The following is a 13,987-nucleotide window of genomic DNA, read 5'->3' as shown; positions in this document are numbered from 1 at the left end:
CGGTTCCTGAGTAACCACAAGAGACCACAGAAGAGGCGGGCGGCATGGCCATCACCCTGGTGAACCCCAACGGATTGCCGGAGGTCGATCTCTACCGGCAGGTGTCGATCGCGACGGGTTCGAAGCTGGTCTTCGTCGCCGGGCAGGTCGCCTGGGACGCCGACGGGGGCACGGTCGGCGCCGGCGACTTCGCCGCGCAGGTCGAGCAGTGCTACCTCAACGTCGGCGCCGCCCTGGCCGAGGCCGGCGGCTCCTTCGACGACGTGACGAAGCTGACCGTCTACCTCGTCGACTGGACCCCGGACAAGATGCCCCTGTTCGCGGAGGGGGTCGCCCGCGCCGCCGCGAAGCTGGGGGTCACCCCGTCCGCGCCGCTCACCGGGATCGGGGTCGCCGCCCTGGCGGCGCCCGACCTCCTGGTCGAGGTCGAGGCCACGGCGGTCCTCGACTGAGCGGGCGTGAGCCGGCCGTTCCCGGCCGGCTCGTACCCCTTACGTAACCCCGTACCCCGTACCCCGTACCCCGTACCTACGGTCGCGGCTGCTGCGCCGGCGCGTCCCCGAAGTCCGGGATGGGGAGCCGTTCCCCGCCCTTCAGCGCGGACGCGTGCGCGACGATCCCCGGCAGGGTGTAGCGCGCCGCGACCCACGCGTTGACCGGCGGCAGTGTGCCCGTACCGACGGCGGTCACGAAGTCGTCCGCGAGGAAGTGGTGGCTTCCCTCGTGACCGTTGGACACGTTGGTGAACTCCTTCGGCAGCCGTGACCGGTCGTGCACCGGCGCCGAACCCGACGTGAACGCGTCCCGCAGCGCGGGCGAGACATGCGCGAGCGACGGGTCGTCGGGGGAGAGCGTCTGCTTCGGCCGGAGGTGGTCCGTGACGTCCTGGACCCCCTTCTTGTCCTGCCACACACTGACCGTGGCGAGCTGCTCCAGGCTCCCCTCCGTACCGAAGAACCGGAACCGCGACTCCCGGATGTGCGACGGGTAGCCCACGCGCCGGAACTCGTTGATACGGAACGAACCGCCGCCCGCGACCTCGAAGAGCGCGGTGGCGTTGGAGAAGTCGTTGTCGAACTGGCTGACGTCCTTGTCGAAGACGCCGTCCCCCCGCTCGTCCCTGACCCCGATCGCGGAGACGCTCACCGCGTGCGTGCGCCAGGCGCCGAGCACACCGCCCACCGAGTGGGTCGGGTAGAGCAGGGGCGGGTAGCTGGCGGTCGACTTCCAGGCCTCGCCGCCGCTGTACTGGTACGCCTCGTAGAAGCCCAGGTCCATGTCGTGGACGTAGTCGCCCTCGGCGTGGAAGATCCGGCCGAACGCGCCGTCCGCGACCTGGTCACGGGCGTACACGGTGGCCGGGTTGTACTGGCTGGTCTCGCCCATCATGTACGTCAGGCCGGTCTCCCGTACGGCGTCGATGATGGCGGCGATCTCCTCCTCGGAGATGGCCATCGGCACCGCCGAGTAGACATGCTTCCCGGCGCGCAGCGCCTTGACGACGAGCGGGCCGTGCGTCCAGCGCTGGGTGAAGACCGCGACCGCGTCGACGTCCGAGGCGAGCAGGGCGTCGAAGGACGGCAGGGTGCCGGCGAGGTCATGGTCCAGGACCAGTTTCTCGGCCCGCTCGGGGAGCAGGTCGGTCGCGAAGATGTCGCCGACGCCGGGGTGGAGCCGCCAGAGTTTCGCGAACTGGCCGGCGAACTGGCCGGCGCCGACGATGCCAAGGGAGAAGGACATGAAACACCTTTCACGGTGGTTGGTTGTGTTCACTGCCGTAATTCACTGCCGTAATTCACTGCCGAGGCCGAGGCGGGCGCTCAGCCGTCCTGCGCGAGGAGGAGGTTGATCTGCTCGTTGGTCGTGGTGAGCGTGCCCACCGGGGCGCCGTTGGCGTACACGTCCTGCATGGCGGGCCGCATGAGGGCCACCACGTCCGCCGCGTAGTTGGTGATCGGGTACGAGAACGTCGTGCCGTCCGCGACCGGCTTGGTGAAGGCGGTGACGTCGATGCCCTCCTTCCGGTACGCGGCGATCGCCGCCTCCGTACCCGCCTTGGTGGCCGGGAAGACTACGCCCTGCCGCCCGATCACCGTCTGACAGGCGTCGGAGGCGAGGTACGCCAGCCACCTCTGGGCGGCGGGCTTCTTCGCGCCGCGCTTGGTGAGGGAGTCGGCGAGTCCGTTCCGCATGGTGGCGCGCTTACCGGTGGGGCCGACCGGGGTCAGGGCGGTGCGCGCGTCGATGCCCTGGAAGCCGTAGATGGTCTTGGTCATCCAGGAGCCGTGCAGTGCGATGGCCGCCCGGCCCGAACTGAGCTGTACATCGGCCTGGTTGGACTCGGAGAAGACCTCGTACGGGGCGAGGTAGCCCTTCTTCGCGAGGCCGAAGTACCAGTCGATCGTGGACTGGAACGCCTTCTGGTCGTAGTTGTAGTGGGTCCCCCACGGCTTGTCCGTGTAGTTCCACCCGGCCGAGCCGGTGAAGGCGCTCCACTGGGTCTGGCCGTCGGCCATCCCGGCGTCGTTGCCGGCCAGCCCGTACGTCTTGACGTGGTTCTTGTCGAAGCCGGGCTGGTCGCCGCGCCGGCCCTTGGTGTCGACGGTGAGACGGGCGAGGGTCTTCTCGAAGGTGCCGCCGTCGACCGGGTTCCAGTCGAGGGTGTTCATGGTGCCGGCGGAGATCCCGGCGGCGTCGGTCTTCTTCTTGTCGTAGAACATCGCGACGGTGTCCCAGTCCTTGGGCGCGCCGTAGCGGTGGCCGTCCTGGCCGACCCACAGGGAGGCGAGGCCGGACTGGTAGTCGGAGTCCTTGATGGTCCGGGTGGCGGGCAGTTCGTCCAGTGGGGCGAGCACATCCAGGTCGGCGAACTGCGCGAACTTGGTGATGTGGTCGGTGAAGACGTCCGGCTCCGTGCCCGCGATCATGCTGGCGGTGAGCTTGGTCCAGTAGTCGTCCCAGCCGACCTGCGAGACGGCGACCCGGACGCCCGGGTTCGCCCGCTCGAACCCCTTGGCGCACTCCTGGTATCCGGGCAACTGGTTGGAGTCCCAGAGCCAGTACGAGACCGTGTCGGGCGAGGCCGAGGCGGACGAGGAGGCCCCTGAGCCGCACCCGGTGGCGAGGAGCGAGAGGGAGACGGCGCCGACGAGGGCGGCCGACGGAAGGGAGAACCGGCGGGAAGGTTTCACGGGGCTGTGCACAATCTCAACCTCTCTGTCCGACCTGGTCACTTGAGCCCGCTGAAGCCGATGGAGTTGACGATCCGCCGCGCGAAGACACCGAAGAGCAGGAGCATCGGCAGGGCGGCGACCAGCGTCGCGGCCATCAGCCCGGCCCAGTCCGTACCCGTCTGCGGGGTCTGCGAGCGGAAGACCGACAGGGCCACGGTCAGCACGCGCGAGCTGTCGCTGTACGAGACCATCAGCGGCCAGAAGTAGTCGTTCCACGCCGTGATGTACGTGAGGACGCCCAGGGTGGCCATCGGCGCGGACGCCATGGGCAGGGCGAGCCGGAAGAAGATCCGTATCTTTCCCGCGCCGTCCAGCAGCGCGGCCTCCTCCAGCTCTCGGGGCAGGTTCATGAAGAACTGCCGCAGGAAGAAGACCGCGAACGGCGTCATGAACATCGTCGGCAGCGCGATCCCGAGCAGCGTGTCCACCAGGCCGAGTTCCTTGATCAGGATGAAGTTCGGCAGCAGGGTGAAGATGGCCGGCACCATCAGCCCGGCGAGGAAGAGCCCGAAGACCTGGTCCCTGCCGCGCCAGCGCAGCCGGGCGAAGGCGTACGCGGCCATGGCAGAGAACAGCAACTGACAGATCGTCACCATTGCTGCTACGACAGTTGAGTTGAGGAGGTAGCGCCAGAAGTTCAGGGAGCCGCCCGCGCCGCCCTGGGCCAGCGCCTCCTGGGTGCTCTGCAATCCGAAGACCCGCTCGAACCCGCCCCAGCCGAAGTCCACGGGAAGGGGGTTGGCCGGGTCGGTGGTGAGCGCGGTGTTGGAGGAGAGGGCCGTCCGCGCGATCCAGTAGAAGGGCAGCAGGGTGATCAGCACGATCGCGGCCATCACCCCCCAGGCCACGACCCGTCCGGGCGACGGCAGACGGCGGCCGCGCCGTACGGATACGGCGGCGGGCACGGGTACGGACTCGGGTACGGACTCCGGTACGGACTCGGCGGGGGCGGGCGCGTCGGCCGGCGTGCGGGGGCCCATCAGCCGAGGTCCGTCTCGCCGGCCCGGGTGACCCGGTACTGGATGATCGTGATCACGCTCAGGACGGCCAGCAGCGCCACGGACATGGCGGACGCGTAGCCGAACTGGAACCGCCCGAACGCCGAGTCGTAGATGTAGAGCTGGAGAACGTTGCTGGCGTTGGCCGGGCCGCCGGGGCCCGTCGTGGCGACCGCCACGGTGTCGAAGACCTGGAACGATCCGATGACCGTCATGATCAGGACGACCGCGAGCACCGGCCGCAGCAGCGGCAGCGAGATCCGCCAGAACATCCGCAGCTCACCGGCGCCGTCCACCCGCGCGGCCTCGTACACATCGCCGGGGATGGCCTGGAGTCCGGCGAAGAGCAGCAGGGCCGTGTAGCCGACGTGCCGCCATACGTTGATCATCGCGATGCTGGGGACGACCCACTCCTCGCTCGCGAGGAAGGGGATGTGGTCGAAGCCGAGCGCCCCCAGGATCTCGTTGCCGATGCCGATCTGGGTGTCGAGGATCCAGAGGAAGACGATGCCCGCGACGACGTTCGAGACGAGATACGGGGTGAGGACGACGGAGCGCAGGAGGGAGGAGTTGGTCAGCCGCTGCATGAGTACGGCGATGCAGAGGGCGGCGACCGTCTGCACACCGATGTTGATGACGACGTACTCGACGGTGACGCGCAGGGACCCCCAGAAGATGGGGTCGTTGATCATCCGGCGGTAGTTGTCCAGCCCGACCCACTCGGCGGGCGTGAGCAGGTTGTAGCGGGTGAAGCTCAGATGGACGCCGCGCAGGGTGGGCCAGAGCAGGAAGACCAGGAAGCCGAGCAGGGCGGGGGCGATGAAGGCCGCCGCGAGGGGCCCGTCCCCGCGTCCACCGCTGCCGGTGTGCTTTCTGTTCCTGTCACCGCCCTTGCTCCGGCCGCGTGCGGCTTTCGCCAGGAGCGCGCGGCCAGGTATCGCGCGGCCAGGTGTCGCGGGGCCAGGTGTCGCGGGGCCTGGCGCCGTGGGGCCGGGAGGTGCGCCGTGTGAGGCGACCGTCATCAGAGACTCCCTTGTCCGTGACTCGTCCTCGGGGTGGTTACTTTCGTCGTGAAACAATCGCCACGTCAAGAGGTGTGCACATGTGGATCAGGGGGTCATGGATCACGACAGAGAGGCCGCGTTTCTTCCGTGGTGAAATAAAATAAGGCTGCCGAGCCTGGCTACGATGAACCGGGAGCACCGTCATGGACTCCAACGGGAGCGACAGGAACAAGGGGAACCCGCGCATGCTTGCCGCGAGTTGGTCACCGCTGAGCCCCGCCGAGCGGGCCGTGGCGATCGAGGTGCTGACGCACGGGCCGGTGTCGCGCAGCGAGATCGCGCGCAAGCTGAACCTGTCGGCGGGCAGCCTCACTCGGCTCACCAAACCGCTGATCGAGTCGGGCCTGCTGGTGGAGGACCCGGCCCCGGCCCCGGTGCCGCCGGCCGTCGGGGGCCCGTCCTCCGCCGCGCGGACCCCGCCCCCGGCCATCCGGCAGGGCAGGCCCTCCCAGCCGCTGGACATCGTCGCGGACTCCCGCTACTTCGCCGGCTTCAAGATCACGGAGGACACGGCCTACGGAGTCGTAACCACCCTCAAGAGCGAGGTCGTCGCCGCCCGCGCGCTTCCGCTGCGTACCCGCGATCCGGCCGACGTGGCCGACCTCCTGCACACGATGACCACCGGCTTCGCCGGCGACTTCCCGCGCCTCGCCGGGATCGGCGTGGGCCTCGGCGGCCATGTCGTCGGCCCCGGGTGCGCGGTCACCTCACCCTTCCTCGGCTGGGACGGCGTCCCCTTCGCCGACCTCCTCGAACAGCGCACGGATCTGCCCGTCGTGGTCGAGAACGACGTGGCCGCGCTGGTCGAGTCCGAGGCGTGGTTCGGCGCCGGCCGCGGTCTCGACCGCTTCGTCGTCCTCACCATCGGCGCCGGGGTCGGGTACGGCCTGGTCATCGGCGGCCAACTGGTCCGCTCAGGCGACGACGGCCGGGGCATCGGCCGCCGCTGGATCATCGACCCGCAGGGCCCCCTCACCCCGGACGGCGACCGGGGCAGCGCCGTCTCGCTGCTCTCCATCCCGAGCATCCGTTACCAGGTCGCGGCGGCCACCGGCCGGAACCATACGTACGACGAGATCCTCACCCTCGCCGCGGCGGGCGCCCCCCCGGCGTCCCGGGTGATCGGCGAGGCGGCCCGCGCGCTGGGCACGGTGGTGGCGCAGATCGCCAACTTCGCCATGCCGCAGAAGATCCTGCTCGCGGGGGAGGGCGTGGGCCTGGTGGCGGTGGCGAACCCGACGATCCACGAGGCGATCGCCGCCAACCGCCACCCGCTCGCGGAACCGGTCGCCCTGGAGACCAAGATCTCCGACTTCAACGACTGGGCCAGGGGCGCGGCGGTCCTGGCGATCAAAATCCTGGTCCTGGGCGGGCCGAAGCCTTAGGTGTACCGCCCCGGGAGGTTGGGGACGCGGGAAGGCCGAGGCCGGGTGCGGACGGATGTCAGTCGTCGTCGCGGCCGAGGGCGCCGGCCATGCGTTCGGCGATGGCATGCCGTAGCTCGGGGTCCAGGCGTTCGGCAGTGAGGGATTCGTACAGCCACAGGCCGTCGGCGGCCAGCCGGGCGATGAACTGGTCGAGCGTGGCGGGGTCGTCGGTGGGCAGGGCCGGTGGCGGTGGCGGTGCCCACCGTTCGATCACCGCGTTCCAGGGGGCCGCGTGTTCGGCGGTCGTCGCACCTTCGAGCATGAACAGCAGCTCGGCCCGTGTGGCGCTCTGGGTGGTGACGCGGATGTAGGCGGTGAGCCGTTCGGCGGGAGTGGCGTCCGCCGCGGGCTTCCCCGCCGCTGCCGTCATGCCCGCTTCCCACTGGTCGGCGAGGTACTGGTGGATGGCCTGGACGAGGTCTTCCCGGGAAGCGAAGTGGTAGAGGAGACCGCCCTTGGTGAGGCCGGCCTCGGCGGCGACGGAGTCGAAGGTGACGCTTTTGACGCCTTCGCGCTCCACGACGCGGGTGGCGGCTTCGAGGATCTGGGTTCGCTTGCTGGTCCGCATGGGGTGCTCCGGGGCCGGGTGTCAGTGGTGTGCTGGGGCTTCAACGGCGTGTACGGGGGCGGACAGTGCCGACCCGGGGCCATGGCGGCGCAGGAGGAGGCCCGTGGCGATCGCGCCGATGGCCATCACGGCGGTGACCACGACCATCACGCCGAAGTAGGCGCTGTCGAAGGCGTGTGAGGCGGCGGTGATCAGCGAGGGGTTGTCCTGCCCGGCCAGGGCGAGCGCGGCGTCGAGACTGTCGCGCGCCCGGTCGGGAGTCCCCGAGGGCAGGTCGACGGTCGCACTGTAGACGGCGGTCAGGAGACTGCCGAGGAGGGCGACCGCGATGAGGCTGCCGAACTCGTAGGACACCTCCTCGACGGAGGAGGCCATACCGGCCCGGCGGGCCGGGACGTTGCCCATGATCGCGCTGGAGGCGACGGACATGGCCGACCCGAGTCCGGCACCGGTGATCAGCAGCCCGGCGATGAGCAGTCCCATGCTGGTGTCGAAGCTGACCAGGACCACCACGGAACCGGCCGTGCCGAGGGCGAGACCGCCCGCGACGATGGGCAGCAGGCCGACCCTGTGCAGAACGGCACCGCCGACCATGGCCGTCGGCAGCGAACCCAGGGCGACGGCGGCGACCAGGAACCCCGCGCGCAGCGGGGTGAAGCCTTCCACGAGCTGGAAGCGCTGGGTGGTCACCAGTTGGACACCGGCGATGGCGAACATCGACAGCCCGGCGGCCAGTACGCCGGCGAGGAACGCCCGGTTGCGGAAGATCGCGAAATCCAGCAAGGGGTAGGGCAGGCGCTGCTGCCGCCGTACGAACGCCCACCCGCCCACAGCGGCCGCGAGGGCGGCTGCGGCGATGACGAGGAGGGTGGGGCCGGTCTTCGCCGTCTCCTTGATCGCGATCACCAGGCCGACCAGGGCGACGAGCGCGAGGAGCGAGGAGATCAGGTCCCAGCGCTTGGTGGGGTCCGCGTCGTTGGGGGGCGCCAGAACCAGGGTGGCGATGATCGCGGCGATGACGACCGGGACGTTGATGAGGAAGACCGATCCCCACCAGAAGCTGTTGAGCAGGATGCCGCTGACGATCGGGCCCAGCCCGCTGCCCACGATCGCCAGGCTTCCCCAGACGGCGATGGCGACGTTGCGCTCGCGCTCGTCCTCGAACGTGACCCGGATCAGGGCGAGGGTCGCGGGCATCATCGTCGCCGCACCCACCGCGAGAAACGCCCGTGCCGCGATCAGGCCTTCCGGAGTCGATGAGAACGCGGCCGCCAGCGAGGCGGTCCCGAAGACCACCAGGCCGATCAGGAACATCCGCCGGTGCCCCACCCGGTCTCCCAGCGTCCCACTGCCCAGCAGCAGCCCGGCCATCACCACCGGATAGGCGTTGATGATCCACAAGCCCTCGGAACTGCTCGCGCCGAGATCCTCCACCAGCGTCGGCAACGCCGCGTACAGGATGGAATTGTCCAACGTGATCAACAGCAGCCCCGCGCTCACCACCGTGAGCAGCAGCCGGCGCCGCTTCGTACTCAAAACCATCTCCGCACGCCTTTCAAGCGGACCCTTCTGATTCCGTAACTGTACCTTACGGAAGGTACAGTTATGAAGTCAGGGAGGCGACGGCAGACCGTTGACCTGCCCTTTTGTAACGAGAAGCCTGGCGCGGCCTGCCCGGGGTGATCCGCCAGGGCCTGCGTCTCAGTCCAGCGCCTCGATCGCCCGTACGATCAGGGCGCGCGCCTGGGCGCCGTACACGGCGAGGCCCTGAAGCTCCTCGAACGCCTGGAGGTAGAGGGCGATTTCGGACGGCTGGACGATGTTGACCTGTGCCGAGAGCAACTCCACGTTCACCAGCGTGTCGTCGAAGACGCTGAATGTCTCCTGTACCCAGAGCGGCCGACGTGGTGTGCTCATCGGGATCACGCCCAGCGATACGGAGGGAAGGGTTCCGGCGCTGAGGAGATGGCCGAGCTGGGCTGCCATGGTGTCGCTGTCGCCCAGTTGGAAGCGGAGTACGTGTTCCTCGACGAGGAGTACGAAGCGGTGCCCTGCCTCGTGGATGATCTGCGACCGCTTCACGCGGGCCGCGGCCGCCTCGGCGCCGTCGTCGGGGACATCCAGGAGGCGCGCATTCGTGCTGAGCAGAGCTTGCGCGTACCCCTCGGTCTGCAGCATGCCGGGTATCAGGCCCGTCGTGTAGACGCGGAATGCCTGGGTGGACTTGTACAGAGGTGTGTAGCTCTCCTGGATCTGGCGGAGGCCGGTACGGGCTCGGCGCCGCCACTCCATGTAGAGCGATTCCGCGTGCAGGGACGCGGCGATCAGGTCCTCCGCCTGGTCCTCGGCCGAGCAGGCCCGGCACCACAGGCGGATATCGGTCGGTGAGGGCGGAGTCCGCGCGTTCTCGACACGAGAGGTCTTCGCGTGATGCCAGCCGCACGCAGAGGCCAGCTCGGTACCCGTGAGCCCCGCGTCCCTCCTGATGCCGCGCAGCCGCCGGGCGACGTTCCTGCGGGCGGCTTGGGCGGAGGACGACGGAGATATGGGCACGGAGCTGGCCTACCGGTGTTCGTTCGTCAGCGGATCTCGTAGGTGCCGTGCGGGACGGCGCGCTCCCATACGGCTTCGAACGCGTCGACGCACTGCTTGACGACGTCCGTCCCCGACCGTAGCTCCATCCTCGGTTCGGCCCAATCCCCCTCTCCGCCAAAGTGGTTGAACATGACCTTCGCGCTGTCGAAGATCCACAGATCGCTGCCGGGAAGCAGGAGAGTGGCGGCCTTGCGCCGGGGCAGCCAGCGCACCTGCTCACCCGCGTGCACGTTGACGTCCGCCCCGGCGTGCTCGTAGCGGATGTAGTCGGTGACCGGTTCGGAGACCACACGGGCGCGCCGTACGACGACCCCGCGCGCGGTGGCCTTACCGATCAGGTCGACCCAGGGAGCCCAGTAGTCGGACCGGGGGTCGGTGTCGCGGCGGCCTGAACGCTTCCACTCGGTGAAGTCGTCGGCCTCGTCCCCGACACCGTAGACGTCGCGCATCTCCAGGTGGACGGCGGAGTGCTGGGCCGCCGCCAGGAGCTCCTTGAAGTTTGGCTTGTTCTGCGACATCGCACGCCTTCCGCGGCAGGTGGACCATGGGCGGATACTTCTTTCGGAGGTGTCCTGGCGCGGGCCCGGGGACTTCCGGGGCTCGCATGACTGTGCTGCTCAACGCATCGAGTCGTCTCCCGCGCCGGCCGGCCATCCGTGCATCGTGATGCCGAGGTCCCCTTCGAGGTACCCCAGCAGGCCGACTGCCGGGTAGGGGATCAATTCGCCGGGCAGGTCATGGACGGTGAACCACTGGAGTTGGAGGCACTTTTCCGGCTCCCGGTTGACCGGCTCACCGTCCCACTGGGTTGCTTCGAAGAAGAACCCGATCCGGTCGGGGGCGCCGTCGCCCTGGCGGTGGTGGACTGTGTGGACGAGCCGGATGTGGTCGGGGTCGACCACGGCTCCGGTCTCCTCGTACGCCTCGCGGACGGTGGCGACGGTCAGGGGCTCGCCGGGGTCGAGCTTGCCGGAGGGCGCGTGCCACTGGCCGTAGCCGTAGGGACCGCCGCGCTGGGACAGGAGGATCTTGTCGCCGTCGCGCAGGATCAGGTGCACGTCGATAACGGGGCTGCTGTGCGTCATGGTGGGTTATCCGGATTCGGGGACGGGGCAGTTGGTGGGACGGTAGCCGAGGGAATGTCGGCCGCGTGCAGAATCGCGGCGGCGGCACCCTCCGGGGTGACGGAGTCCACGTCGATGCTGACCACTCGTACCTGCATGGATTCGAGAACGAGGACCGCCTGCTCATAGAGGTCCAGCTCCCTCTGTACGTTGCCGAGGTCGTCCTCGAAGCGGTGGTGGGAGCCACGGGTGACCAGACGTCGGGCGATGGTGTCGGCCGACGCGGTGAGGATCACCGCCAGGTCGGGCAGGTCGATACCCGCGTTGATGGCCCGGATGAAGTCCAGCGGCACTCCGTCCAGGCGCTGGAGGACCAGGCTGGACGGCAGGTAGCGGTCGCAGACGACCGTTTGGCCGGTAGCCAGGCGCGGACGGATCTCCGTGGCCAGATGGTGGTTCCGGTCGGCGGCGACCAGCAGGGCCAGAGCGGGCCCCCGTACGTCGTTGGCGAGTCGGCGGGTGACTTGGCCGAGGGGACTGCTGGATGGCTCGGTGGTGGCGTGCACCGCATGACCGGCCTGCTGGAGCTGCTGGGCGAGGGCCGCGACGGTCGTGGATTTCCCGATCCCTCCTGGACCGTCCACGGCGAGGAAGAACCCGGGGGCGTTCACCGGTCGACCGCCGTGGCCTGGTTCCGGGCGTGCTGAAGGCGGGAGAGGTTGGCCAGGTGCAAGCGGATGACTGGCAGCGGGGTCTGGGAGAAGGGGATGCCGACGGAGAAGTTGAACTCGTCACGGCCCCGCATCGCCTCGTCGGCGCCGAACTCGGTCAGGTCGATGTCGTCGTATGCCTGCAACTGCTGCGGGTCGTGGCCGGCTTTGACGAGCTGGGCCCACACGGGAGAGCCGGGGTAGGGCCGGAACTCGAACACTGATGCCCTGAAACGGCCCGGCAGTCTGTCGGCCAGATCCCAGAGGCGCTGGATGTGCTCGACGGTGGCGGTGAGGTCGTCGGTGAGCTCACCCGGATACCCGAGGATGAAGTATCCCTTGACGCCGATACCGCGCTCCAGTAATCGGCGTGTCACGGAGGCCGTCATGTCGACGGTGATCCGCTTGTCCATCGCCTTGAGTACCCGGTCCGAGCCGGACTCGATGCCGAGCGCGACCTCCCGCAAGCCGTTGGCCGCGAGGGTGTCGAGCAGCGTGTCCTCCAGCCGGTCGAGGACGTTGATGCGGCCGGTGGCATCCCAGACGTAGCGTTCGCCGGTTCTGTCGGACGTGAAGGCGTCCATGGAGGTGCGGATGATGCGCTCGGCTCCGAGGAACAGATCATCGACGAACCGGTAGGCGGTCGTTCCGTAACAGGCGTTCATCTGATCGAGCTCGGCCAGGACGTTCTCCGGGGTACGGGTGCGGATCTTGATCTCCGGGTTCATGGAGGCTGCTGCTCCGCAGAACCCGCAGTCGTAGGGGCAGCCGCGCGAACCGACGATGTTGCCCTCCTTGCGGCCGTCGTCGGCCGTATAGGGATCCTGCGGGAGGAAAGCGCGATCCACGAAGGGCAGCGTGTTGATGTCCGGTGAGATCCACTCGGTGGGGTCGCCGTGGTGGATACCGACAGCGGTGGTACCGAGCAGGTGGTCGCGCCACATCACCTGCGGCAGGGCGGCCCGGCGGGTGTGGTCCTCCAGCAGGGCCGCGACGCGGGTCTCGCCCTCGCCGAGGATCAGTGCGGTCAGCCGCTCGAATCTGGGGTCGGTGAGGACGCCTTGCGGCATGGCCTTGGCGTGGTGACCGCCGACCATCACCTTGATGTCCGGATCGAGGGTGTGGGCGATCCGTGCGGAGATACCGTAGGTCGGGGCGAGCAGGTTGAACCCGGCCCAGCGCGGGCCGGCTTCGTTCACGATGCGTGCGGTCCGGTCGATGCCGAGCCCGTGTGCTTCGGCGTCCAGGAGGCCGACGTTGTAGCCGGCCTGCTGGGCGTAAGTGGCGATGTAGGCCATCCCGAGGACGGGCAGGGTGTAGTCGTTGACGCGCGGGCGCCGGGAGTAGTCCCGCAGCGGTGCGTTGACGAACACCGCGTCCAGCGGTCGGGACGGGTCGGCTCCGGCGATCAAGTCAGTCCTGTGGTGCTGTGCCTCCGTGCTGCCGGTCATCGGCATGGGTGGTCCCCCAGGTGAGTGTGAACAGGGTGAGGGCGTGCAATTGCCGGGTGTCGTCGGCCCATCGGCGCCAGGTGGTGCCGAACTCCTTCTCGGTGGTAGGCCATGGGTGATCGGGAGCGATCCGGCGGGCCCAGGTGCGTACAGCCAGGTCGTGGTGCGGGTAGACGGAGAAGTCGCCGCTGTAGTCGCTCGCCGCCGCCGAGGCAGTCCAGGGCCCGATTCGGGGTACGTCGTCCAAGGCGATGACGAGTTGGTCGGCCGTCAGGGTCCGCCAGCGTTCACCCTGATCGAGGTAGGCCGCCGCGGCAGCCTGCAATGCGGTCCGGTGGAACGCGGCTCCGACGTTCTTGAAATCCTTCTCCGCGAGGGTGAGGACGGCTTCGGGGCCGGGCACGACCGACAGCGGTCCGTGGATGGTGTTCAGGGTCGTGCCGTGGGTCTGGCACCAGGCGCGGTAAACCTTCCGGGCCTGCGCGGCCCTGACGACCTGCCGCAGAATCGCTGTACTGACGGCGTCCCACAGGGACGGGTTCGGCACTCGCAGCACCGTTCCCAGAGCTGCGAGCGGCGCGCCGAGGAGGCTTGGCAGGTGGGCCGGTAGCTCGTCTGCCCGGGTGCCGGACGTCGTCGGCTTGGTGTCTTCGCTGCCGGCGAGGTTGTCCAGACCGAAGCCGTCTTGCGGGGTGAAGGTGGCCAGCCACAGGCCCGAACCGGTGTCCATGAGACGCGTTTGCGTGCCGTCGGGTGCGGTGGTCCAGGCAGGGTGATCGGTAGTCAGAGCGACGAGTGTCACGGTTCCTCCTCGGCGATATGCACGGGCGTCAGGACAGCATGTCCCAGGGGCTCGTGGGCCGAGGCGGCTCTGTGT

At 68.9% G+C, this 13,987-nt stretch carries 14 protein-coding genes; 2 read left to right on the top strand and 12 right to left on the bottom strand.

Going from position 1 to position 13,987, the window contains the following annotated elements; genetic code table 11:
• The first annotated feature begins 44 nt into the window (after positions 1 to 44).
• Positions 45 to 452 carry a RidA family protein gene (locus ACIQ7D_RS06515; protein ID WP_403934216.1) on the top strand — a complete coding sequence of 136 codons (408 nt, stop codon included), beginning with the start codon at positions 45 to 47 and terminating at the stop codon, positions 450 to 452.
• 76 nt (positions 453 to 528) lie between these two features.
• On the opposite strand, the gene ACIQ7D_RS06510 is transcribed toward ACIQ7D_RS06515, so the two are convergent.
• The 4 genes from ACIQ7D_RS06510 to ACIQ7D_RS06495 all read right to left on the bottom strand — a co-directional run bounded on the left by ACIQ7D_RS06510 (position 529) and on the right by ACIQ7D_RS06495 (position 5,253).
• Complete coding sequence (locus tag ACIQ7D_RS06510; protein WP_403934214.1) at positions 529 to 1,740, bottom strand: Gfo/Idh/MocA family protein; 1,212 nt, start codon at positions 1,738 to 1,740, stop codon at positions 529 to 531.
• Between the two features lie 80 nt (positions 1,741 to 1,820).
• Complete coding sequence (locus ACIQ7D_RS06505) at positions 1,821 to 3,191, bottom strand: extracellular solute-binding protein (protein WP_403934212.1); 1,371 nt, start codon at positions 3,189 to 3,191, stop codon at positions 1,821 to 1,823.
• Between the two features lie 38 nt (positions 3,192 to 3,229).
• A complete protein-coding gene (locus tag ACIQ7D_RS06500; protein ID WP_403934210.1) occupies positions 3,230 to 4,213 on the bottom strand; it encodes a carbohydrate ABC transporter permease in 984 nt (327 codons plus the stop codon).
• A complete protein-coding gene (locus tag ACIQ7D_RS06495; protein ID WP_403934208.1) occupies positions 4,213 to 5,253 on the bottom strand; it encodes a carbohydrate ABC transporter permease in 1,041 nt (346 codons plus the stop codon). The genes ACIQ7D_RS06500 and ACIQ7D_RS06495 overlap by 1 nt, the downstream gene beginning before the upstream one ends.
• Positions 5,254 to 5,438: 185 nt before the next feature.
• Between ACIQ7D_RS06495 and ACIQ7D_RS06490 the strand changes: the two genes are divergently transcribed.
• Positions 5,439 to 6,680 carry an ROK family protein gene (locus tag ACIQ7D_RS06490; protein ID WP_403934206.1) on the top strand — a complete coding sequence of 414 codons (1,242 nt, stop codon included), beginning with the start codon at positions 5,439 to 5,441 and terminating at the stop codon, positions 6,678 to 6,680.
• 58 nt (positions 6,681 to 6,738) lie between these two features.
• Here ACIQ7D_RS06490 and ACIQ7D_RS06485 read toward each other — a convergent pair whose 3' ends face one another.
• From ACIQ7D_RS06485 to ACIQ7D_RS06450, 8 genes are all read right to left on the bottom strand, one after another.
• Entirely contained in the window at positions 6,739 to 7,290 is a 552-nt protein-coding gene (locus tag ACIQ7D_RS06485; protein WP_403934204.1) for a TetR/AcrR family transcriptional regulator, read from the bottom strand.
• A gap of 21 nt (positions 7,291 to 7,311) precedes the next feature.
• Positions 7,312 to 8,832 carry an MFS transporter gene (locus ACIQ7D_RS06480; RefSeq protein WP_403934202.1) on the bottom strand — a complete coding sequence of 507 codons (1,521 nt, stop codon included), beginning with the start codon at positions 8,830 to 8,832 and terminating at the stop codon, positions 7,312 to 7,314.
• A gap of 159 nt (positions 8,833 to 8,991) precedes the next feature.
• Positions 8,992 to 9,843 carry a helix-turn-helix domain-containing protein gene (locus ACIQ7D_RS06475; RefSeq protein ID WP_403934200.1) on the bottom strand — a complete coding sequence of 284 codons (852 nt, stop codon included), beginning with the start codon at positions 9,841 to 9,843 and terminating at the stop codon, positions 8,992 to 8,994.
• A 26-nt stretch (positions 9,844 to 9,869) separates the two neighbouring features.
• On the bottom strand, positions 9,870 to 10,403 hold the full coding sequence (locus ACIQ7D_RS06470) for a DUF6879 family protein (protein ID WP_403934198.1): 534 nt from the start codon (positions 10,401 to 10,403) through the stop codon (positions 9,870 to 9,872).
• Positions 10,404 to 10,502: 99 nt separating this feature from the next.
• Positions 10,503 to 10,970, bottom strand: a complete 468-nt coding sequence (locus ACIQ7D_RS06465) for an NUDIX domain-containing protein (protein WP_403934196.1) — start codon at positions 10,968 to 10,970, stop codon at positions 10,503 to 10,505.
• The gene (gene tmk, locus ACIQ7D_RS06460) at positions 10,967 to 11,620 is read right to left on the bottom strand and encodes a dTMP kinase (RefSeq protein WP_403934195.1); all 654 of its coding nucleotides are present in this window, start codon (positions 11,618 to 11,620) and stop codon (positions 10,967 to 10,969) included. The genes ACIQ7D_RS06465 and tmk overlap by 4 nt, the downstream gene beginning before the upstream one ends.
• Entirely contained in the window at positions 11,617 to 13,110 is a 1,494-nt protein-coding gene (locus ACIQ7D_RS06455; protein ID WP_403934194.1) for a B12-binding domain-containing radical SAM protein, read from the bottom strand. The genes tmk and ACIQ7D_RS06455 overlap by 4 nt, the downstream gene beginning before the upstream one ends.
• On the bottom strand, positions 13,073 to 13,912 hold the full coding sequence (locus tag ACIQ7D_RS06450; protein ID WP_403934193.1) for a hypothetical protein: 840 nt from the start codon (positions 13,910 to 13,912) through the stop codon (positions 13,073 to 13,075). Before ACIQ7D_RS06450 ends, ACIQ7D_RS06455 begins: the two co-directional genes overlap by 38 nt.
• Positions 13,913 to 13,987: the final 75 nt, after the last annotated feature.

Origin of the sequence: Streptomyces sp. NPDC096310 (assembly GCF_044763125.1) — a bacterium.
GTDB lineage: Bacteria > Actinomycetota > Actinomycetes > Streptomycetales > Streptomycetaceae > Streptomyces.
The sequence above is the reverse complement of the archived record's forward strand: the minus strand, read 5'-3'. Positions and strand labels throughout refer to the sequence as shown.

Bases quoted from the DNA above. Each gene is read 5' to 3' on its own strand.
- ACIQ7D_RS06515 (WP_403934216.1), top strand. From the start codon at position 45: ATGGCCATCACCCTGGTGAACCCCAACGGATTGCCGGAGGTCGATCTC.
- ACIQ7D_RS06510 (WP_403934214.1), bottom strand. From the start codon at position 1,740: ATGTCCTTCTCCCTTGGCATCGTCGGCGCCGGCCAGTTCGCCGGCCAG.
- ACIQ7D_RS06500 (WP_403934210.1), bottom strand. From the start codon at position 4,213: ATGGGCCCCCGCACGCCGGCCGACGCGCCCGCCCCCGCCGAGTCCGTA.
- ACIQ7D_RS06495 (WP_403934208.1), bottom strand. From the start codon at position 5,253: ATGACGGTCGCCTCACACGGCGCACCTCCCGGCCCCACGGCGCCAGGC.
- ACIQ7D_RS06490 (WP_403934206.1), top strand. From the start codon at position 5,439: ATGGACTCCAACGGGAGCGACAGGAACAAGGGGAACCCGCGCATGCTT.
- ACIQ7D_RS06485 (WP_403934204.1), bottom strand. From the start codon at position 7,290: ATGCGGACCAGCAAGCGAACCCAGATCCTCGAAGCCGCCACCCGCGTC.
- ACIQ7D_RS06480 (WP_403934202.1), bottom strand. From the start codon at position 8,832: ATGGTTTTGAGTACGAAGCGGCGCCGGCTGCTGCTCACGGTGGTGAGC.
- ACIQ7D_RS06470 (WP_403934198.1), bottom strand. From the start codon at position 10,403: ATGTCGCAGAACAAGCCAAACTTCAAGGAGCTCCTGGCGGCGGCCCAG.
- ACIQ7D_RS06465 (WP_403934196.1), bottom strand. From the start codon at position 10,970: ATGACGCACAGCAGCCCCGTTATCGACGTGCACCTGATCCTGCGCGAC.
- ACIQ7D_RS06455 (WP_403934194.1), bottom strand. From the start codon at position 13,110: ATGACCGGCAGCACGGAGGCACAGCACCACAGGACTGACTTGATCGCC.